This is a genomic window from Streptomyces sp. F001 (assembly GCF_004187715.1).
Classification (GTDB): Bacteria; Actinomycetota; Actinomycetes; order Streptomycetales; family Streptomycetaceae; genus Streptomyces; species Streptomyces flavusporus.
Genome location: NZ_QZWF01000001.1, coordinates 329760 through 348586, shown reverse-complemented (window position 1 = coordinate 348586; position 18827 = coordinate 329760). Strand labels below are relative to the sequence as shown.

Here is an 18827-nt window from a genome sequence, read left to right as displayed (position 1 = left end):
TATAGGTATGCGGCTACCCGAAAAGTCATTGACGCTCGGGTGGCCGCATTTCTATGCTCTGCGGGCATGGAGCTGATCCAGGAAACCCCGGACCTGTCCGCCTACTTGGTCGTCGACGAGGTCATCGACCATGACCATCCGCGGGTAAGGGATGCGGCGGCCCGGCTCGCGGCGGCGGCATCGGACTCGTATGACTATGCGCGCATGGCGTTCGAGTTCGTACGCGACACCATTCCGCACTCGCAGGACTCCGGTGATCCCCGCGTCACCTGGCGCGCGTCCGACGTGCTGGAGCAGGGAACGGGCATCTGCTACGCCAAGGCCCACGCGCTGGCGGCGCTGCTGCGGGCCGAGGACATCCCGACGGCGCTCTGCTATCAGCGGCTGGCGCACGACGACGGCGACGGGCATGTCGTGCACGGACTTGTCGCCGTACGGTTCAACGGCGCCTGGCACCGGCAGGACCCGCGCGGCAACAAGGTGGGCGTGGACGCCCGGTTCTCCCTCGGCGGGGAGCGCCTGGCCTTCACGCCCGATGCGAAGTCCGGCGAGTCGGACTATCCGGTGCTGTACGCGAAACCGCACCCGGTTGTCCTCGGCGCCCTGCGAGCCGCCCCCGACCGGCCGTACCTGTGGAAGACGCTCCCCATCGCACTCTGAGGTCCAGGAACGGTCAGCGGGCCTCGGCCGCGCGTACCTCCTCCGGAGTCGGCGCCGTGCCGCCGAGATGGGCCGGCAGCCACCACGTGTCGTCCGGACCCTTGGGGCGTACCGGGTAGGCACGCTGGGCGGCCTCCAGCAGTTCCTGGACCCGCTCGCGCAGCTGCCGGGTGATCGCGCCGGCGTACTTGTCGCGCGAGGCCTCGAGCGCCTCGCCGACCCGGATCGTGATCGGCGTGTGGCTGCGCCGGAAGTTGCGCGGGTGGCCCTTGGTCCACAGCCGCTGGGTGCCCCACACGGCCATCGGGACGAGCGGGACGCCCGCCTCCTGGGCCAGTCGGGCGGCGCCGGACTTGAAGCCCTTCAGGGTGAACGACTGCGAGATCGTGGCCTCGGGGAACACGCCGACCACCTCGCCGGAGCGCAGTGAGTCCAGGGCGTGCGCGTAGGCCGCCTCACCCTGCTTGCGGTCCACCGGGATGTGCTTCATGCCGCGCATCAGCGGGCCGGAGATCTTGTGCCGGAAGACGGACTCCTTCGCCATGAAACGCACCAGGCGCTTCTGGGGGAGTGCGGCCAGGCCGTTGAAGATGAAGTCCAGATAGCTGATGTGATTGCTCACCAGCACGGCGCCGCCCGAGCGCGGGATGTTCTCCGACCCCTTGCAGTCGATCTTGAGGTCCCAGGCCTTGAACATCGTGAGGGCGAGACCGACGACGGGGCGGTAGACGAGTTCTGCCATGGGCGGCGTGGACCCTTCCTGCTCTGCCTGGGAAGGGATTCCCGGCGGAAAAGCTACGGAGCCGTAGGTTTACGGCATCTCGCAGATCGTGCCCCAAGAACGGCCGGGGAGCCAGCCCTGGTGCCCGGCCGACACGAGATCCTTGTCACGTCGGCCGGTGATCCACCTCGTGCTTTTAACGGTCTTTTACTTTGCGCGTACCGCCACTCGTTGGGCCATCAGGTACAACTCGCATCCCAGGCAGTAGCCGAGCGCGGCATCGAGGAAAGCGGCGCCGAGCGCCGAACCGCGGCCCTCTCGCGTCGATGTCCATGAAGCCGGCATCCCGCAGCGGACCCGCTTCCGGGAGGTGGGAATCTTTGCGGTCTCGTGAATGCTTGTGCAGGTGATGGCGGGCTTGTGGTGTGCCTTGCGGTGCTCGCGGCGGCGAGCGTCTGCGGCGTGCTGCACCGGTGGCGGAGCGGGAGAGTGTGCGTGCGCGGGCGTGACGAGGGGAAGCGGCTCGGTGCGGCCGAGCTGGGTGCGGAACTCGGCGAGCGGGCCACGCTGGTGCAGTTCTCCAGCGCCTTCTGCGCACCCTGCCGGGCGACCCGGCGCATTCTCGACGAGGTGGCCGGTCTGGTCCCCGGCGTCACCCACGTCGAGATCGATGCCGAGGCCCACCTGAACCTCGTCCGCGCCCTCGACATCCTCAAGACGCCGACCGTGCTGGTGCTGGACGCCGACGGCCGTGTCGTGCGGCGGGCCACGGGGCAGCCGCGCAAGGCCGATGTGATCGCCGCGCTGGGGGATGCGGTCTGAGTGCCGGTGCTCAGGAGGCCGTTTCCGCATGCCGGAACGAACTTGACTGCGTACACCACCTATCGTCAGCCTGGCCGTATGCCTTCGGAACTCCTTCTCTTCGGGCGGGTCCATGTCGACCTCGTCCGCACCGCGAGCGCGTGCTGTCCGGGCTGTTGACCACCCCGGACCGCTCCCTCGCCCCTGACAGAAGGTCAACTTCATGACGGCCATCCCCGGCCTAGCCGCCCCCCGTACCGCCTCACCCGATCTGCTCCGTGCCGTCTTCCGTCGGCACGCGGCCGGAGTGGCGGTGATCACCGCGCGGGGCGACGACGGCCCGGTCGGCTTCACCGCCACGTCCCTCACGTCGGTCTCCGTGGAGCCGCCGATGCTCTCCTTCGGGATCGGTACGGGCTCCTCCAGCTGGGCGGCGATCTCCGAGGCCGAGCATGTGGGGGTCCACATACTCGGCGAGCACCAGCAGGAGCTGGCCGCCACCTTCGCCCGAAGCGGCGCCGACCGGTTCGGGGCCCCCACCGGCTGGCGCGAGGGCCCTGAAGGCGTTCCCGTGCTCGACGACGTGCTGGCCTGGCTGGTGGGCCGGGTCCACGCGCGCGTGCCCGCCGGCGACCATCACCTCGTGCTCGCGGAGGTCGTTCTCGGTGATCCGGCCGGGGCGGGCCGCCCGCTCCTGTACCACCAGGGGCGCTTCAATGCCCTGCGTGACTGAGCGCGGCCCGACCGTCCTGCGAAGCCGTCCGGTTCCGGTTACGCTGCGTTGCGAAGGTCACAGTTCAAAGCGCTTGCTTAGCGGGAACGAACTGGGTGTACTGACGAGTAATATTTCGTTCGGAGGCGAGGGTCGCCCCGACCGGGATCGGCCGCTTCAGGCGCCTATGCTGCCTGCAAGCAGGCAGCCGAAAAATGACGATGCAGTAGGAGAGCCGGCGTGAGCTTGAGGATCGTTGTCACTGTGAAGTACGTGCCCGACGCCACTGGCGACCGGCACTTCGCCGATGACCTGACCGTCGACCGGGACGACGTGGACGGTCTGCTCTCCGAACTGGACGAGTACGCGGTCGAGCAGGCGCTGCAGATCGCCGAGGACGCGGACGACGCCGAGGTCACCGTCCTGACCGTGGGCCCGGAGGACGCCAAGGACGCCCTGCGCAAGGCCCTGTCCATGGGTGCCGACAAGGCGATCCACGTCGAGGACGACGACCTGCACGGCACCGACGCCATCGGCACCTCGCTGGTGCTGGCCAAGGCGATCGAGAAGGCGGGCTACGACCTGGTCATCTCCGGCATGGCCTCCACCGACGGCACCATGGGCGTCGTCCCGGCCCTGCTGGCCGAGCGTCTGGGCGTCCCGCAGGTGACCCTGCTGTCCGAGGTCTCCGTCGAGGACGGCACGGTCAAGGGCCGCCGCGACGGCGACGCCGCCTCCGAGCAGCTTCAGGCCTCCCTGCCGGCGGTCGTGTCGGTCACCGACCAGTCCGGCGAGGCGCGTTACCCCTCCTTCAAGGGCATCATGGCCGCCAAGAAGAAGCCGGTTCAGTCCTGGGACCTGGAGGACCTGGAGATCGAGGCCGAGGAGGTCGGTCTCGAGGGCGCCTACACCACCGTGGACGCCGCGACCGAGCGTCCGGCCCGCACGGCCGGCACGATCGTCAAGGACGAGGGCGAGGGCGGCAAGCAGCTCGCTGAGTTCCTCGCGAGCCAGAAGTTCATCTGAGCTCGAATTCGCTGACCGCCCCTCATACTTCGCAAGCAGGAGAGAAGAAGTCCCATGGCTGAAGTTCTCGTCTACGTCGACCACGTGGACGGTGCCGTCCGCAAGCCCACCCTGGAGCTGCTGACCCTGGCCCGCCGCATCGGCGAGCCCGTCGCCGTCGCGCTGGGAGGCGGCGCCGGTGACACCGCCGCCACGCTCGCCGAGCACGGCGCGGTCAAGGTGCTCACGCACGAGGCCGCCGAGTACGCCGACTACCTGGTCGTCCCGAAGGTGGACGCCCTGCAGGCCGCCGTCGAGGCCGTCTCCCCGGCCGCGGTGCTGGTGCCCTCCTCCGCCGAGGGCAAGGAGATCGCCGCCCGTCTGGCGCTGCGCATCGGTTCCGGCATCATCACCGACGCCGTCGACCTGGAGGCCGGCGACGAGGGTCCGGTGGCCACCCAGTCGGTGTTCGCCGCGTCCTTCACCACCAAGTCCCGGGTCTCCAAGGGCACTCCGGTCATCACGGTCAAGCCGAACTCGGCCGCCGTGGAGGCCGCCCCGGCCGCAGGCAGCGTCGAGGCCCTCGCCGTGACCTTCTCCGACCAGGCCACCGGCACCAAGGTCACCGCGCGCACCCCGCGCGAGTCGACCGGGCGTCCGGAGCTCACCGAGGCCGCGATCGTGGTCTCCGGCGGCCGTGGTGTCAACGGCGCGGAGAACTTCGCGATCATCGAGGCGCTGGCCGACTCCCTCGGCGCGGCCGTGGGTGCCTCGCGTGCCGCGGTGGACGCGGGCTGGTACCCGCACACCAACCAGGTCGGCCAGACCGGCAAGTCCGTCTCGCCGCAGCTGTACATCGCCTCCGGCATCTCCGGCGCGATCCAGCACCGCGCCGGCATGCAGACCTCGAAGACGATCGTGGCCGTCAACAAGGACCCCGAGGCCCCGATCTTCGAGCTCGTCGACTACGGCGTCGTCGGCGACCTGTTCGAGGTCGTCCCGCAGCTCACCGAGGAGATCAAGGCCCGCAAGGGCTGATCGTCCGCAGGCTGTACGAGGCCCCCGTGACCACGCGCCGGTCACGGGGGCCTCGGCTCATCCCAGGGTCAGCGACGCCTGGACCGGCAGATGGTCGCTCGGGAACTGCCCGTCCACGGAGAAGGTGTTGATGTCCGCCCGGTGCACGGTGACGCCCGGCGTGGCCAGAATCCAGTCGATGCGGTCGCCGCCCGGTGTCAGCGGCCGGTAACCGTGGAACGTCGCGTACAGCGCGCTGCGCTCGGCCGCCGTCTCCCAGGTGTCGACGAGCCCGGCGCCCAGCATCGTGTCGTAGACCGGGTCCTTGTGGGCCGCAATGTTGAAGTCGCCGGTCACCAGCAGCGGCAGCGAACGGTCCAGCCCGGAGATCCGCTGCACGGTCAGGTCGGCGGCACGCGCGCGTGCGTCCTGGCTGCGGTTGTCGAGGTGGGTGTTGAGGAAGTAGAACTCCCGGCCGGCGTCCCGCAGATCGCGGAAGCGGACCCAGGTGACCATGCGGATGGACCCGCCGCCCCAGGTGTTCGACCCGATCACGTCCGGGGTGTCGGAGAGCCAGAAGTGGTCGTACTCGACGGGGGCGAGACGGCGCGTGTCGTAGAAGATCGCCATGAACTCGTCGCGGCTGCCGCCCGCACGGCCCGTGCCGATCCAGTCGTGGTGCGGCCCGAGGTCGGCCTCGATGTCCTGCAACTGCTGGTAGAGGCCCTCCTGGGTGCCGATGACGTGTGGGCGCTCGCGGCGCAGCAGTTCGCGCATCACCGGTCTGCGCACCGCCCAGCTGTTCGGTTCGCTGGTGCTCGCGAAGCGCAGGTTGAAGGACATGGCCTCCAGGCGCCGGCCGGCGGAAACCTCGGCCGACGCGGGCGACGGGGACAGTGCTGTACTGGACAGGGGCAGGGCGACCGCTGCGGCTAACGCGGTCTTCAGGCCCAGACGGCGCGTGACTCGGCTGTGGTTCGGCACGGTGGCTCCTTCGTTGGGGACTGCCGGGCGGAGTCGTGCGTACCGAAGTGTTCTACCGCCGCATGAGATGAGCGTGAACATGTCGAAAGTTCGCGGTGGCACCGTAAGGAAGCGGTGTTGACCAGGCGGAAGCTCCCCGGATAACTTCGTTCTACGGATTGTTGATTCCGTAAAGCGGAAAGTTGGAGGGTGTGGGATGGGTCAGGGTCAGCAGGAGCAGGTGGCGACGAGCCTGGCGGGCACGGTCAGCGAGGAGATCAGCGCCTCCCTCGCACCGGTCGACGCCGAACTGGAGCGCTGCTACCCCGGAGACCCCGGCACCCGCCAGCCCGTCCACACCGTCTACGTCCCCGGCGACGCCTTCGCCGCCGACACCATCCGCTCCTGGGGCGAGCAGGCCCTTGCCGCCCTCGACGCACACGCACCGGACGCCGCCTCCTTCGCAGCCGTCCTCGGCCTCCCCGACGACCTCGCCGAGCCCGTCCACGACCGGGTCCGCGCCAAGCTGGAGCGTGAGCCGATCGAAGACCTGCGCGTCGACTTCGAGGACGGCTACGGCCCCCGCCCCGACGCCGAGGAGGACGAGACGGCCGCCCGCGCGGCCCGGCTGATCGCCGAGGCCTATGAGAAAGGCGCCGCGGCCCCGTACATGGGCATCCGCATGAAGTGCATGGAGGCCGCCGTCCGGGACCGGGGCATCCGCACCCTCGACATCTTCCTCACCGGCCTGATGAAGGCCGGCGGCCTGCCCGACGGGCTGGTCCTCACCCTGCCCAAGGTCACCTACCCCGAGCAGGTCACCGCCATGGTCCGGCTCCTCGAGGCCTTCGAGAAGGCGCACGCGCTGGAGGCCGGGCGGCTCGGCTTCGAGATACAGATCGAGACCAGCCAGTCCATCCTCGCCACCGACGGCACCGCCACCGTCGCCCGGATGATCCAGGCCGCCGAGGGCCGCGCCACCGGACTGCACTACGGCACCTTCGACTACAGCGCCTGCCTCGGTGTCTCCGCCGCCTACCAGGCCGGCGACCACCCGGCTGCCGACCACGCCAAGGCGATCATGCAGGTCGCCGCCGCGGGCACCGGCGTCCGCGTGTCGGACGGCTCCACCAACGTCCTGCCGGTCGGCCCGACCGAGCAGGTCCACGACGCCTGGCGCCTGCACTACAGCCTCACCCGCCGCGCCCTGGCCCGCGCCTACTACCAGGGCTGGGACATGCACCCCGGTCACCTCCCGACCCGCTACGCGGCCGTCTACGCCTTCTACCGCGAGGGCTTCGAACAGGCCGCCGCCCGCCTCGCCCGCTACGCGGGCCGCATCGGCGGCGACGTCATGGACGAGCCGGCCACCGCCAAGGCCCTCAGCGGCTACCTGCTGCGCGGCCTGGACTGCGGGGCCCTGGACATCGCCGAGGTCGCCCGGCTGACCGGCCTGACCCGGACCGACCTGGAGGGCTTCGCGGCGCCCCGGCGGGGCGATCTGACGGCCTCGGCCAAGTAGCGGCTCACAACTTACGCCCCGGTACCCGGACTCCCGGTCTGCTGAGCTCGTACGTACCGCTCCAGGCCGGAGGCCGTCACCAGCTTCTCCTCGGCGAACAGGCGTGTGCCCCGCTCGCACAACTGCCGGTCGGCGCGGGCCCGTGCGCAGAACTCCGCGGGCGTGGCGCCGAACAGCTTTCGCAACCGGGGCAGGGCGACGAGGAGTTCGGTGAGCAGGGCGCGCTGCCCGGGATGCGTGCGGGGCCCGGGGGAGCCGTTGTGCAGGACGCCATGGCGGTTGACGTACACGTACGCGCCGGGCAGTGGCTCGCCGTTCTCCAACTCGATCCGCACCTCGGGCGCGGGCAGCCAGGCGCGGGCGAAGTTGCCGTGCGGCAGCGGCACGCCCTCACTCGCATCGATCACCGCGAGCTGCTCGGCGTCGAGCCAGGTGATGAACAACTCCCGTACGACTCCCGGCGCGTCGAAGGGAGAGGCGCTCACATAGCCGAGGCGGCTCACGTGGGCGGAGACACCCACGTCGATGCCGGTGACCCGGGTCTTGACCATCGGGACGGGCGAGGTGATCCCGAACTCGGCCATCTTGTGGCGCAGTTGGCCGGGGCAGGCGTTGGAGCCGACGGCGAGGACCGGGGTGCGGTCCTCGTGCACCAGACGGGTGAGCGGCAGCAGCCGGTCCCCGTCGAGCAGCCCCGACGCCTGCGGCCAGGCACCCGGATAGCTCAGCGGACGTTCGCGGGGAGCCTCCGCCAGTCCCAGTGCCTCCAGGGTGCGGCCGGGCCCGTCATGCCGTTGCTGCTTCGGGTGGTCCTCCATCGGCCGCTCAGTCCGCCGGCGGCAGCTCGCCCGAGCCGCGGGTGATCAGCCGGGTCGGCAGTTCGATGCGCTCCGGGACGACGAGCGAGCCGTCCAGCTGGCGGAACAGCCGCTCCGCGGCGGTGCGGCCGAGGGCAGCCGCGTCCTGGGCGACGACGGTGATGCCCGGCTGGAGCAGATCGGCGAGTTCGATGTCGTCGAATCCGACCAGGGCGACCTGCCGGGACTGCTCGGCCAGGACACGGATCACGGTGACCGTCACGCGGTTGTTGCCCGCGAAGACCGCGGTGACCGGGGCGGGGCCGGAGAGCATCTCCTCGGCCGCCCGGCGCACCCGGAGCGGATCGGTGATGCCCAGGGACATCCAGGACTCCTCGACCGGTATGCCGGCGTCCTCCATCGCCGCCCGGTAGCCGCGCAGCCGCTCCGCCGCGGTGTGGATACGGGGCATGTCGCCGATGAAACCGATCCGCCGGTGACCGTGCGCGATCAGGTGCGCGACGCCGTCCCGGGCGCCGCCGTAGCTGTCCGACAGGACGACATCGGCGTCGATCTTCCCGGCCGGACGGTCCACGAACACCGTGGCGACGCCCGCTTTGAGCTCGGGTTCCAGATAGCGGTGGTCGTCACCGGCCGGGATGACGACCAGCCCGTCCACCCGCCGCGCGCACAGCGCCAGCACCAGCTCCTGCTCGCGCTCGGGGTCCTCGGCGCTGGAACCGTTGATCAACAGGGCGCCGTGGGCGCGCGCCACCTCCTCGACCGCACGGCTGAGCGGCCCGTAGAACGGGTCGGCCAGGTCCTCCAGGACCAGCCCGATGCTGGCCGTACGGCCCTTGCGCAGCACCCGCGCGCTGTCGTTGCGCCGGAAGCCGAGCGCCTCGATGGCCTCCTGGACACGGCGCTCGGTCTCCGGCGTGACCCCCGGTTCACCGTTGACGACCCGGGAGACCGTCTTCAGTCCGACCCCGGCACGGGCCGCGACGTCCTTCATGGTCGGCCGGTTGCCGTAGCGGTTCGCGGAGAGAGGCGCGGAGAGGCGGTCTGCTCGGCGGTGGGTCTCGGGCACGGTGCGGTGTCCTGTCCTGTGGTCCACGGGGATGCGTCGGTCCATGGTTTGTATGAGGATGTGGCGTCGAGCATAGAGCCTGGACAACGTTGTCAGACGCAGGGGAGACTGTCCACCGCAATCTCCGGCCCACGCCCCACCGCTGGACCGGCCAGCCCTTTTACCCAGGTTGACGGGGAGATCCGACACTGATGCACACCGACCTCGTGGCCGCGCTCGACATCGGCGGTACCAAGATTGCAGGCGGGCTGGTGGACGGCGGCGGCCGGATCGTGGTGCGCGCCCAGCGCCCCACGCCCGCCCAGCAGGACGGCGACACCGTGATGCGGGCGGTCGAGGAGGTGATCGGCGAGCTGACCGCGGCGCCGCTGTGGGGCCGCGCGAACGCCGTCGGCATCGGCAGCGCAGGTCCGGTGGACGCCTCGGCGGGCACGGTCAGCCCCGTGAACGTGCCCGGCTGGCGCGACTACCCCCTCGTGGAGCGGGTCCGGGCTGCGGCCGGCGGACTGCCCGTCGAGCTGATCGGCGACGGCGTCGCGATCACCGCCGCCGAGCACTGGCAGGGCGCCGCACGAGGCCACGACAACGCGCTGTGCATGGTGGTCTCCACCGGCGTCGGCGGTGGCCTGGTCCTGAACGGCCGCCTTCACCCTGGCCCCACCGGCAACGCAGGCCACATCGGTCACATCAGCGTGGACCTCGACGGCGATCCCTGCCCGTGCGGTGCGCGCGGCTGTGTGGAGCGCATCGCCAGCGGCCCCAACATCGCGCGCCGCGCCGTGGAGGCCGGCTGGCGGCCCGGCCCCGACGGCGACACCTCCGCCGCCGCGGTGGCCGCCGCCGCACGCGTCGGCGACCCGGTCGCCGTGGCCTCCTTCGAACGCGCCGCCCAGGCCCTGGCTGCCGGTATCGCGGCCACCGCGACTCTCGTCGAGATCGACATCGCGGTCATCGGCGGGGGAGTGGGCAAGGCGGGCGACGTCCTCTTCTCCCCCCTGCGCAAGGCCCTCGGCGACTACGCGACGCTGTCGTTCGTCCAAGGGCTGAAGGTGATGCCGGCTCAGATGGGCACGGACGCGGGCCTGGTGGGGGCCGCCGCGGCCGCCCTGGCGAGCCGGACGGACACCACGGCGGCGGGGGTGTGAGCGCCGCCGGCAGGAACGTTCATCCCCGGTCGGACAGGGTCCCCCGAGCCGACAGACCCGGGACAGGTGCGTGACCCCGGACCGGGTCCGTCGGTTGAACGGGGCATGAAGAAGCGCAGCATGCTCGCCATCGCCTCCCTCGCCACCGGATTCGTCGTCGCGGCGGTCACCCCCTCCCAGGCCGGCGGTGAAGAGCCGGGCAAGGTGGACGACACCCTCAGCACCCTCGACAGGACCGGCGTGACCGACGGTCCGACCCTGGACGACCGCACCCCTGGCGGGCAGGAGAACTGACGCAGCGGCCACAGCCGCACCGCGAGGCGCCGGCCCTGGAACGGGGTGCCGGCGCTTCCGCTTGTGCACCCTCAACTGGGCCTGGTTTCCGTGGCAGGGTGGAACGGGCAAGCCACAGGGGTCCAACAGAAGAGGGGGAAACGTGACCGTCGTCTGGATCAACGGCGCGTTCGGTGCGGGGAAGACCACCACCGCACGGGAACTGATCGAACTGATCCCGAACAGCACGCTCTTCGACCCCGAGGTCATCGGCGGCGAACTGACACACCTGTTGCCGGCCAAACGCCTCGCCGAGGTCGGCGACTTCCAGGACCTGCCGATCTGGCGACGCCTCGTCATCGACACCGCGGCCGCGCTGCTCGCCGAACTCGGCGGCACCCTCGTCGTGCCCATGACCCTGCTGCGCCAGGAGTACCGCGACGAGATCTTCGGCGGTCTCGCAGCCCGCCGTATCGCCGTCCGGCATGTGCTTCTCACCCCGGCCGAAACGATCCTGCGCGACCGAATAGCGAACCGTGAGCTCCCGCCCGACGTGCCCGACGGCGAGATACGCACACGCCAGTGGTCGTACGACCGCATCGAGCCGTACAAGGCCGCCCTCGCCTCCTGGCTGACCGCCGACGCCCACCCCATCGACAACGGCGCCCTCCCCCCGTACGAGACCGCCTCCCGTATCGCCGAGGCCGTCGCCTCCGGGGCCGCGCCCGTCTGTGACATCGTGCAGACCCCCGAACCCACCGCCGAGACGCTGGCCGCCGGTGTCCTCCTCTTCGACGAAAAGGGCCGCGTGCTGCTCGTCGACCCCACCTACAAGGCGGGCTGGGAGTTCCCCGGCGGTGTCGTCGAACCCGGCGAGGCGCCCGCCCGGGCCGGCATGCGCGAGGTCGCCGAGGAGACCGGGATCCACCTCGACGACGTACCCCGCCTGCTGGTCGTCGACTGGGAGGCGCCCGCACCGCCCGGCTACGGCGGGCTGCGCCTCCTCTTCGACGGCGGAAGCCTCGACTCCGCCGAGGCCCGTGAGGTGCTGCTGCCCGGACCCGAGCTGCGCGCCTGGCGCTTCGTCACCGAGGAGGAGGCCGCCGGCCTGCTGCCGCCGGTGCGCTACGAGCGGCTGCGCTGGGCACTGCGGGCCCGCGAACGAGGCGCGGCGCTCTACCTGGAGGCCGGGATCCCGGTCGGCTGAGCGCAGCTGTCCGCGCTCAGTCGGGGGCGTGGCGGAGGCCGGTCAGCTCGCCGCGTAGTTGCGCAGGAACACGGCCTCCGCCACCGACAGCCGCTCCAGTTCCTCGGGGGACACGCTCTCGTCCACGGCGTGGATCTGGGCCTCCGGCTCGCTCAGACCGATGAGGAGGATCTCCGCGCGCGGGTAGAGCGCGGCGAGGGTGTTGCACAGCGGGATCGAGCCGCCCTGCCCCGCGTACTGCATCTCCTGGCCCGGGTATGCCACCGCCATCGCGTCGGCCATCGCCTGGTACGCCGGGCTGGTCGTGTCGGCGCGGAACGCCTGGCCCTGGCCGATCTGCTCGGTGCTCACCCGCGCACCCCACGGAGTGTGGGCCTCGATGTGCGCCTGGAGCAGCTTGGTCGCCTCGGCCGCGTCCACGCCCGGCGGCACCCGCAGACTGATCAGCGCCCGGGCGCTCGCCTGCACGGACGGGGTGGCGCCGACGACCGGCGGGCAGTCGATACCGAGCACGGTGACCGCCGGACGCGCCCAGATCCGGTCGGCGACCGTACCGGAGCCGATCAGACCGACGCCGTCGAGCACCTTGGCGTCCTTGCGGAACTGCTCGTCCTCGTACTGCAGACCCTTCCACCGCGCCTCGGACGTGAGTCCGTCGACCGTCGTCGAACCGTCCTCGGCGCGCAGCGAGTCCAGTACGCGGATCAGTGCGGCCAGCGCGTCGGGCGCCGCGCCGCCGAACTGGCCCGAGTGCAGGTTGCCTTCGAGCGTGTCGACCTGCACCCGTACGAGGGTCATGCCCCGCAGGGTCGAGGTCACCGTCGGCAGCCCGACGCGGAAGTTGCCCGAGTCGCCGATGACGATCGTGTCGGCCTCCAGGAGCTCCGGGTGCTCCTCGGCGTACCGCTCCAGGCCGCCCGTGCCCGTCTCCTCGGACCCCTCGGCGATCACCTTGACGTGCACCGGCACGCCGCCGTTCGCCTTCAGCGCGCGCAGCGCCAACAGGTGCATGATCACGCCGCCCTTGCAGTCGGCGGCACCGCGCCCGTACCAGCGGCCGTCGCGCTCGGTCAGCTCGAAGGGCGGGGTCGTCCAGGCGGCCTCGTCCAGCGGCGGCTGCACGTCGTAGTGCGCGTAGAGCAGGACGGTCTTCGCGCCCTCGGGACCGGGCAGGTAGCCGTACACCGACTGCGTCCCGTCCGGGGTGTCGAGCAGCGCCACGTCCTCGAAGCCCTCGGCGCGCAGCGCGTCCGCCACCCAGCGTGCGGCGCCCTCGCTCTCGCTCCGCGGGAACTGGTCGAAGTCCGCCACCGACTTGAAGGCCACCAGCTCGGTGAGTTCCGCCTTCGCCCTGGGCATCAGCGAGGCGACGGTCTCGGCGACCGGATTCGACGACATGGGCACGCTCCTCGTAGGTGCGACGTTGTACTTCTCGGTACGGGTCTGCGCGGTGGGCCCGTGGTGTGGTGCACGGACATCCGCTGCGGTGCGCGCGGATGACCGCGCGTGTAGGCGCGTCCTGGTGTGCGGGCGCATACGCTGCCGATCCTCCCACAGCGGTCGGCGGCGATGCCCGCCGTAGGATGCGGGGGACAGATGCGGCAGGCGGCAGATCGGGAGCAGCAGACCATCGTGAGCAGCGAGAACTCTTCGGCGGACGACGACGTGCGGCAGGTGTGGGACATCGTCGTGGTGGGCGCGGGACCCGCAGGGGCTTCGGCCGCCTACGCGGCGGCGGTCGCGGGACGGCGCGTGCTGTTGCTGGAGAAGGCGGAGCTGCCCCGGTACAAGACGTGCGGCGGAGGGATCATCGGCCCGTCGCGCGACGCACTGCCGCCCGGCTTCGAACTGCCCCTGCAGGACCGGGTGCACGCGGTGACGTTCTCCCACAACGGACGGTTCACCCGTACCCGGCGCTCCAAGCAGATGCTCTTCGGGCTGGTCAACCGGCCCGAGTTCGACCAGCAGCTCGTCGAGCAGGCCCAGAAGGCGGGCGCCGAACTCCGCACGGGTGTCACGGTGTCGCGGGTCGAGCAGCACGGACCGGCAGTGCCCGACCGGCGTACGGTCGCCGTCGTCCTGCAGAGCGGTGAGACGGTGCTGGCACATGCGGTGGTCGGTGCGGACGGCAGCGCCAGCCGCATAGGAGCCCACGTCGGGGTCAAGCTCGAGCAGGTGGACCTCGGCCTGGAGCTGGAGATCCCGGTTGCGGAAACGGTCGCCGAGGACTGGAAGGGGCGTGTCCTCATCGACTGGGGACCGATTCCCGGGAGTTACGGCTGGGTCTTCCCCAAGGGTGACACGCTGACGGTCGGAGTGATCTCCGCACGCGGTGAAGGCGCCGTGACCAAGCGCTACTTGGAGGACTTCGTCGGGCGGCTGGGACTCGCCGGTTTCGAACCGAGCATCTCCTCCGGCCACCTGACCCGGTGCCGCGCAGACGACTCGCCCCTGTCGAGGGGGCGGGTGCTGGTATGCGGGGACGCAGCGGGGCTGCTGGAGCCGTGGACTCGGGAGGGCATCTCCTTCGCGCTGCGGTCGGGGCGGCTCGCGGGGGAGTGGGCGGTGCGGATCGTCGAGGCGCACGACGCGGTGGACACCCGTAGGCAGGCCCTGAACTACGCGTTCGCGATCAAGGCGGGACTGGGCGTGGAGATGGCCGTCGGCAAGCGCCTGCTGACGGTGTTCGAGCGGCGTCCCGGTCTCTTCCATGCGGCCGTGACCGGGTTCCGGCCCGCATGGAAGGCGTTCATGGACATCACGCGCGGCGCCACGTCCCTGGGCGAGATCGTCCGCGGTCATCCCCTGGCCCAGCGCGCCCTGACCGCGCTGGACCGCCGGTCCACGCCGGGTGGCGAGGTCAGCTCCTGACGCCCGTGGCGTTTGTGTAGGTGATCCGGAAGACGGGGTGGTCGGGGGCGACACGGCGCAGCTCCTCGTCCGAGGAGTCGGGACCGACACCTTTGAAGAAGACGCCGACTTCGGCCTTCCAGCGCTTGAGATAGGCGCGCAGCAGCGCGGCCTTGTCGTCGTCGGCGATCTCGGTCGCGGTGAACACGTCCACGTTCTTGCCGAGTCTGAGCTCGCCGCCGCCCGCGGCCCGCATATTGTGCGTCCACTGGACGTGGCCGCGGGGGGCGACGAGGTACTGCTGTCCGTCCACGGTCAGCAGGTTCACAGGGGTGGTCCGCCACGTGCCGCTCTTGCGGCCGCGGACCGCGAGGACCCGGGAGCCCCAGATACTGATGCCGCGACGGGTCATCCAGGCCACCGCGCGATTGAAGACGTTGACGGTGAACCAGCCGGGCTTCTGGACGTGGGTGGACATGCGGACTTCCTCCTGGAAGCGGGGATGGGCGGCCGAAGTGGGAGTGGGCGGCCGAAGGGCAGCCGGAGTGGCAGGAGAGGGACGGGAAGCGTGAGCGGTGCTCTCGCTTGAGAGCAGTGTGGCGGAGATCGGTGCTCTAAAGCAAGAGCGGTGCTCTCTTTGTTGAGCGATGCTCTGTCGGCTGTCGGCTGTCGGCTGTCGGCTGAGGGCTGGCGTGCGGTGGTGTGGCGGGTGCTGTGGGCGGGGAGGGTGGAGCGGCGCTCGGTTGCGTGAGCGGTGCTCTCGTAACGGAGCGCCAGTCGCGAAGCGGTCCCCCGCTCTCACAACGAAGCACCAGTCACGAGACGGCGCACTGCTCACGCTGTAGAGCACCGCTCCGGAACATGGGAAACTTCCCCCATGTCCAGCAACCCCACACACGGCGCCCGCGCCCGAGCCAGGATCGAAGTCACCGCGGCCATCAAGGACGAGGCCCGCAGACAGCTCGCGGCCGAAGGGGCCGCCAAGCTCTCGCTGCGCGCGGTCGCCCGCGAGCTCGGCATGGTCTCGTCCGCCGTCTACCGCTACTTCCCCAGCCGCGACGACCTGCTCACCGCGCTCATCATCGACGCGTACAACTCCCTCGGCGAGGCCGCCGAGGCGACGCATGACGCGGTCGCCGAGGCCGGCCCCGTGCAGCGTTGGGAATCCGTCTGTGCGGCCGTGCGCACCTGGGCGCTGACGCATCCGCACGAGTACGCGCTGATCTACGGCTCCCCGGTGCCCGGCTACTCCGCACCGCAGACGACCGTCGAGGCCGCGGGGCGTGTCGGTTTCCTGCTGATCGCCATCGTGCGCGACGCACACCAGGGTCTCGGGGTGGCCAAGCCCCGGCTGACCGCCGAGCTGCGTCCGGAGGCCGTGCGGATGGCCGCCGATCTCGCGCCCGACCTCCCGCCCGAGGTGGTGGCGACCCTCGTGGCGGCCTGGGCGCAGCTGTTCGGGCTGGTGGGGTTCGAGGTGTTCGGACAGTTCAACCGGATCGTGGAGGACCGGGAGCCGTTCTTCCGGCACGCTGTGGCGGAGCTCGCCCACACCGTTGGCCTCGTCTATCCGCAGCAGGGGCGCGCGGCGAAGGCCCGCCAGGGCACCCGGAGCACCGGCAAGGGCAGCAGTTCGGGCTCCTGACGCGGATCCGGTGTGCAGTGACCGGAACGCGGGCGCCGGGTCCGTGCCCATCGCCTCGGTGAGCTGTTGCCTTACGCCCGGGCAGGCGGCGAGCGCGTCCCGCAGCCGGCCGGCTCGTCACCGGATGGGCTGCGCCGGCTGCGGATCAGGGAGTCCGGCGAGGTGGGGGGAGGTACTTCGCCGGGAGTACGGATGATCACCTCGCCCGGGTGACGCCGTCGGTGGCGCGCGCGGTCTAGCGTGGCGGTCATGGAGGAGCAGCGCATACGGCGGGGCGGACCGCCCCTGCGGTGGGGTCACGGGCCGCCGTGGCTGAACCGCTGGGACGAGGAGCGTGCGGTCCGGTGGCCCTGGCGCTCCACGGTGCTCCTGACCGTCTTCGTGCTGATGGGCTCCAACTTCGCCGCGCACGCCCAGGAGGGCGAGCGGGCGGCCCTCGACCTCTTCGCGCGCGTGCTGCTGCTCGTGGCCGCGGGACAGTTGCTGTGGCGGCTGCGGTACCCGGTGCCCGTCGTGTTCGGCACCGCGGCGACCGTCGCGGTGTATCTGGGTGCCGGATACCCCTACGGGCCGGTCCTGCTGACCGTCGCCGTCGCCTGTTTCAGTGCGGTCGTCGCGGGCCGACGCAGAGCTGCCTGGGCCGCTCTCGGGATGCTCTGGGCGGCGCATGTGCTGGTCGCCCACTGGCTCTACCGATGGCTGCCGCCGTCGGGGGACGGGCCCGCCTCCTGGGGGCAGGAAATCGTGATCGCCACCTGGGTGGTGGCGATCGTGGCGCTGTCGGAGCTGGCCCGGATCCGCCGGGAGCAGTGGGCGCGGGAGCGGGCCGAGCGTGCGCAGGCGGCACGCCGCCGCGCGGACGAGGAGCGGCTGCGGATCGCCCGCGAGCTGCACGACGTCCTCGCGCACAGCATCTCCGTCATCAACGTGCAGGCGGGCGTCGGACTGGCGCTGCTCGACACCGAACCCGAGCAGGCGCGCACCGCGCTCACCACCATCAAGGCCGCCAGCAAGGAGGCGCTCGGAGAGGTACGCCAGGTACTCGACACCCTGCGTACGCCGGGGGACGCGCCGCGCGCTCCGGCGCCCGGCCTCGACCGGCTGCCCGAGCTGGTGGAGCAGGCGGCGAGCGCGGGCCTGACCGTGGCGGTCGAGGGCGAGCCGCCCCGCCTCCCGCCGGGCACGGACCTCGCCGCGTTCCGCATCGTCCAGGAGGCCCTCACCAACGTCGTACGGCACTCCGGCTCCCGGCACGCGCGCGTGCACCTCGATCACGCCGCCGGTGCACTGCGGCTGCGTATCGACGACGACGGGCCGGCGACCGGCGCCGACGCGGGCGGCAGCGGCAACGGACTGGCCGGAATGCGGGAGCGGGCCGCGGCTCTGGGTGGCACGATCGAGGCGGGCCCGCGGCCTGACGGCGGCTTCCGGGTGCTCGCCGTGCTGCCGCTCACCGCGCAGGAGGAGAACCGGTGATCCGCGTACTGCTCGCCGACGACCAGTCACTGGTCCGGGCCGGTTTCCGTGCCCTGCTGGACGCCCAGCCCGACATCGAGGTGGCCGGGGAGGCCTCCGACGGTGCGGAGGCGCTGCGCAAGGTGCGCGAACTGCGGCCCGACGTCGTGCTGATGGACATCCGGATGCCCGCGCTCGACGGCCTCGCCGCGACCCGCCGCATCACCGAGGACGCGGGGCTCGAGGACGTCAAGGTGGTCATGCTGACGACGTTCGAGCTGGACGAGTACGTCTTCGAGGCGATCCGCTCGGGCGCCTCCGGGTTCCTGGTGAAGGACACGGAACCGGAGGAACTCCTACGCGCGGTACGGGCGGTGGTCGCGGGTGACGCACTGCTCTCACCGGGCGTGACGCGTCGGCTGATCGCCGAGTTCGCGGCCCGCTCCAAGGAGCCCACGGCCGCGGACGCCCTCGCCGAACTCACCGAGCGGGAACGGGAGGTGATGGCCCTGGTGGGCATCGGCCTGTCCAACGAGGAGATCGCCCGCCGCCTGGTCGTCAGCCCGCTCACCGCCAAGACCCACGTCAGCCGCACGATGGTGAAGCTGGGCGCCCGGGACCGGGCCCAACTGGTCGTGCTGGCCTATGAGTCGGGGCTGGTACGGCCCGGCTGGCTGGGCTGATCCGCGTGCCGGAACCGGACGAGGACGGCGACCACCCGGGCGATGAACAGGACCGGCGCGAGAACGAGGCCCGTGCGGACCAGTAACGTCTCCACCACATCGGGCAGTTCGAAGAGCAATGCCGGACCGGCGACCGCCCCGAGGACCACCGCCGCCGCGAACGCCGCGCTGCACAGCGCGTACCCGGTCTCGACGGTGATCGCATCCCGCTCGGCCTGTGTGCGCCGTCCCCCGTGCCTGGTCATCCGGCAAGTCAAGCAGGCGTGGGCCCGGCGGAGCAA

Annotated in this window: 20 protein-coding genes and 1 pseudogene; 13 read left to right on the top strand and 8 right to left on the bottom strand. The window is 71.3% G+C overall.

Annotated elements, in window-relative coordinates; translation table 11 throughout:
• Positions 1-66 precede the first annotated feature (66 nt).
• Entirely contained in the window at positions 67-660 is a 594-nt protein-coding gene (locus StrepF001_RS01675) for a transglutaminase domain-containing protein (RefSeq protein ID WP_165396132.1), read from the top strand.
• A gap of 13 nt (positions 661-673) precedes the next feature.
• Here StrepF001_RS01675 and StrepF001_RS01670 read toward each other — a convergent pair whose 3' ends face one another.
• Entirely contained in the window at positions 674-1402 is a 729-nt protein-coding gene (locus StrepF001_RS01670) for a lysophospholipid acyltransferase family protein (protein ID WP_129796480.1), read from the bottom strand.
• Positions 1403-1588: 186 nt separating this feature from the next.
• A pseudogene (locus tag StrepF001_RS47175) lies at positions 1589-1690 on the bottom strand (DUF4395 family protein); the annotation flags it as partial.
• A gap of 111 nt (positions 1691-1801) precedes the next feature.
• On the opposite strand from StrepF001_RS47175, the gene StrepF001_RS01660 reads away from it, so the two are divergent.
• The 4 genes from StrepF001_RS01660 to StrepF001_RS01645 all read left to right on the top strand — a co-directional run bounded on the left by StrepF001_RS01660 (position 1802) and on the right by StrepF001_RS01645 (position 4937).
• Positions 1802-2203, top strand: coding sequence for a thioredoxin family protein (locus tag StrepF001_RS01660; protein ID WP_129796478.1), 402 nt, complete (start codon positions 1802-1804; stop codon positions 2201-2203).
• A 202-nt stretch (positions 2204-2405) separates the two neighbouring features.
• Complete coding sequence (locus tag StrepF001_RS01655; protein ID WP_129796476.1) at positions 2406-2915, top strand: flavin reductase family protein; 510 nt, start codon at positions 2406-2408, stop codon at positions 2913-2915.
• A gap of 219 nt (positions 2916-3134) precedes the next feature.
• Entirely contained in the window at positions 3135-3920 is a 786-nt protein-coding gene (locus tag StrepF001_RS01650) for an electron transfer flavoprotein subunit beta/FixA family protein (protein ID WP_129796474.1), read from the top strand.
• Positions 3921-3974: 54 nt separating this feature from the next.
• Complete coding sequence (locus StrepF001_RS01645) at positions 3975-4937, top strand: electron transfer flavoprotein subunit alpha/FixB family protein (RefSeq protein WP_129796472.1); 963 nt, start codon at positions 3975-3977, stop codon at positions 4935-4937.
• A 57-nt stretch (positions 4938-4994) separates the two neighbouring features.
• Here StrepF001_RS01645 and StrepF001_RS01640 read toward each other — a convergent pair whose 3' ends face one another.
• Entirely contained in the window at positions 4995-5900 is a 906-nt protein-coding gene (locus StrepF001_RS01640) for an endonuclease/exonuclease/phosphatase family protein (RefSeq protein ID WP_129796470.1), read from the bottom strand.
• A 196-nt stretch (positions 5901-6096) separates the two neighbouring features.
• Between StrepF001_RS01640 and StrepF001_RS01635 the strand changes: the two genes are divergently transcribed.
• Positions 6097-7401 carry an aldolase/citrate lyase family protein gene (locus StrepF001_RS01635; protein WP_129796468.1) on the top strand — a complete coding sequence of 435 codons (1305 nt, stop codon included), beginning with the start codon at positions 6097-6099 and terminating at the stop codon, positions 7399-7401.
• Positions 7402-7412: 11 nt separating this feature from the next.
• Here the strand turns inward: StrepF001_RS01635 and StrepF001_RS01630 are convergent, their stop codons facing one another.
• Together StrepF001_RS01630 and StrepF001_RS01625 are read right to left on the bottom strand one after the other, a co-directional pair.
• Entirely contained in the window at positions 7413-8219 is an 807-nt protein-coding gene (locus StrepF001_RS01630) for a hypothetical protein (protein ID WP_129796466.1), read from the bottom strand.
• 7 nt (positions 8220-8226) lie between these two features.
• Complete coding sequence (locus StrepF001_RS01625) at positions 8227-9333, bottom strand: LacI family DNA-binding transcriptional regulator (RefSeq protein WP_206306757.1); 1107 nt, start codon at positions 9331-9333, stop codon at positions 8227-8229.
• Between the two features lie 146 nt (positions 9334-9479).
• Between StrepF001_RS01625 and StrepF001_RS01620 the strand changes: the two genes are divergently transcribed.
• From StrepF001_RS01620 to StrepF001_RS01610, 3 genes are all read left to right on the top strand, one after another.
• A complete protein-coding gene (locus StrepF001_RS01620) occupies positions 9480-10433 on the top strand; it encodes an ROK family protein (protein WP_129796464.1) in 954 nt (317 codons plus the stop codon).
• 105 nt (positions 10434-10538) lie between these two features.
• A complete protein-coding gene (locus tag StrepF001_RS01615; RefSeq protein WP_129796462.1) occupies positions 10539-10727 on the top strand; it encodes a hypothetical protein in 189 nt (62 codons plus the stop codon).
• A 142-nt stretch (positions 10728-10869) separates the two neighbouring features.
• Positions 10870-11913 (top strand): NUDIX hydrolase, encoded by a 1044-nt coding sequence (locus StrepF001_RS01610; protein ID WP_129796461.1) that lies wholly within the window; start codon positions 10870-10872, stop codon positions 11911-11913.
• A gap of 42 nt (positions 11914-11955) precedes the next feature.
• Here the strand turns inward: StrepF001_RS01610 and StrepF001_RS01605 are convergent, their stop codons facing one another.
• Positions 11956-13311 carry a dipeptidase gene (locus StrepF001_RS01605; protein ID WP_129796459.1) on the bottom strand — a complete coding sequence of 452 codons (1356 nt, stop codon included), beginning with the start codon at positions 13309-13311 and terminating at the stop codon, positions 11956-11958.
• A gap of 234 nt (positions 13312-13545) precedes the next feature.
• Here StrepF001_RS01605 and StrepF001_RS01600 point away from each other — a divergent pair, with 234 nt between their 5' ends.
• A complete protein-coding gene (locus StrepF001_RS01600) occupies positions 13546-14784 on the top strand; it encodes a geranylgeranyl reductase family protein (RefSeq protein WP_129796458.1) in 1239 nt (412 codons plus the stop codon).
• On the opposite strand, the gene StrepF001_RS01595 is transcribed toward StrepF001_RS01600, so the two are convergent.
• On the bottom strand, positions 14774-15241 hold the full coding sequence (locus tag StrepF001_RS01595; RefSeq protein ID WP_129796456.1) for a nitroreductase family deazaflavin-dependent oxidoreductase: 468 nt from the start codon (positions 15239-15241) through the stop codon (positions 14774-14776). The two genes, StrepF001_RS01600 and StrepF001_RS01595, sit on opposite strands and share 11 nt — an antisense overlap.
• A 399-nt stretch (positions 15242-15640) precedes the next feature.
• Here StrepF001_RS01595 and StrepF001_RS01590 point away from each other — a divergent pair, with 399 nt between their 5' ends.
• The 3 genes from StrepF001_RS01590 (at position 15641) to StrepF001_RS01580 (ending at position 18546) form a co-directional block, all read left to right on the top strand.
• Positions 15641-16408: a TetR/AcrR family transcriptional regulator gene (locus StrepF001_RS01590; RefSeq protein WP_129796454.1), complete on the top strand. Its 768-nt coding sequence runs from the start codon at positions 15641-15643 to the stop codon at positions 16406-16408.
• Between the two features lie 249 nt (positions 16409-16657).
• Positions 16658-17884 carry a sensor histidine kinase gene (locus tag StrepF001_RS01585; protein WP_129796452.1) on the top strand — a complete coding sequence of 409 codons (1227 nt, stop codon included), beginning with the start codon at positions 16658-16660 and terminating at the stop codon, positions 17882-17884.
• Positions 17881-18546, top strand: a complete 666-nt coding sequence (locus StrepF001_RS01580; protein WP_129796451.1) for a response regulator transcription factor — start codon at positions 17881-17883, stop codon at positions 18544-18546. Before StrepF001_RS01585 ends, StrepF001_RS01580 begins: the two co-directional genes overlap by 4 nt.
• Here StrepF001_RS01580 and StrepF001_RS01575 read toward each other — a convergent pair.
• Complete coding sequence (locus StrepF001_RS01575; RefSeq protein ID WP_129796449.1) at positions 18507-18791, bottom strand: DUF6332 family protein; 285 nt, start codon at positions 18789-18791, stop codon at positions 18507-18509. The genes StrepF001_RS01580 and StrepF001_RS01575 overlap by 40 nt on opposite strands.
• Positions 18792-18827 lie beyond the last annotated feature (36 nt).

What these genes read in the sequence shown, in the direction of transcription:
- StrepF001_RS01675 (WP_165396132.1), top strand. Translation starts at nt 67, where the DNA reads ATGGAGCTGATCCAGGAAACCCCGGACCTGTCCGCCTACTTGGTCGTC.
- StrepF001_RS01670 (WP_129796480.1), bottom strand. Translation starts at nt 1,402, where the DNA reads ATGGCAGAACTCGTCTACCGCCCCGTCGTCGGTCTCGCCCTCACGATG.
- StrepF001_RS01655 (WP_129796476.1), top strand. Translation starts at nt 2,406, where the DNA reads ATGACGGCCATCCCCGGCCTAGCCGCCCCCCGTACCGCCTCACCCGAT.
- StrepF001_RS01645 (WP_129796472.1), top strand. Translation starts at nt 3,975, where the DNA reads ATGGCTGAAGTTCTCGTCTACGTCGACCACGTGGACGGTGCCGTCCGC.
- StrepF001_RS01635 (WP_129796468.1), top strand. Translation starts at nt 6,097, where the DNA reads ATGGGTCAGGGTCAGCAGGAGCAGGTGGCGACGAGCCTGGCGGGCACG.
- StrepF001_RS01630 (WP_129796466.1), bottom strand. Translation starts at nt 8,219, where the DNA reads ATGGAGGACCACCCGAAGCAGCAACGGCATGACGGGCCCGGCCGCACC.
- StrepF001_RS01625 (WP_206306757.1), bottom strand. Translation starts at nt 9,333, where the DNA reads ATGGACCGACGCATCCCCGTGGACCACAGGACAGGACACCGCACCGTG.
- StrepF001_RS01620 (WP_129796464.1), top strand. Translation starts at nt 9,480, where the DNA reads ATGCACACCGACCTCGTGGCCGCGCTCGACATCGGCGGTACCAAGATT.
- StrepF001_RS01615 (WP_129796462.1), top strand. Translation starts at nt 10,539, where the DNA reads ATGAAGAAGCGCAGCATGCTCGCCATCGCCTCCCTCGCCACCGGATTC.
- StrepF001_RS01605 (WP_129796459.1), bottom strand. Translation starts at nt 13,311, where the DNA reads ATGTCGTCGAATCCGGTCGCCGAGACCGTCGCCTCGCTGATGCCCAGG.
- StrepF001_RS01595 (WP_129796456.1), bottom strand. Translation starts at nt 15,241, where the DNA reads ATGTCCACCCACGTCCAGAAGCCCGGCTGGTTCACCGTCAACGTCTTC.
- StrepF001_RS01590 (WP_129796454.1), top strand. Translation starts at nt 15,641, where the DNA reads ATGTCCAGCAACCCCACACACGGCGCCCGCGCCCGAGCCAGGATCGAA.
- StrepF001_RS01585 (WP_129796452.1), top strand. Translation starts at nt 16,658, where the DNA reads ATGGAGGAGCAGCGCATACGGCGGGGCGGACCGCCCCTGCGGTGGGGT.
- StrepF001_RS01575 (WP_129796449.1), bottom strand. Translation starts at nt 18,791, where the DNA reads ATGACCAGGCACGGGGGACGGCGCACACAGGCCGAGCGGGATGCGATC.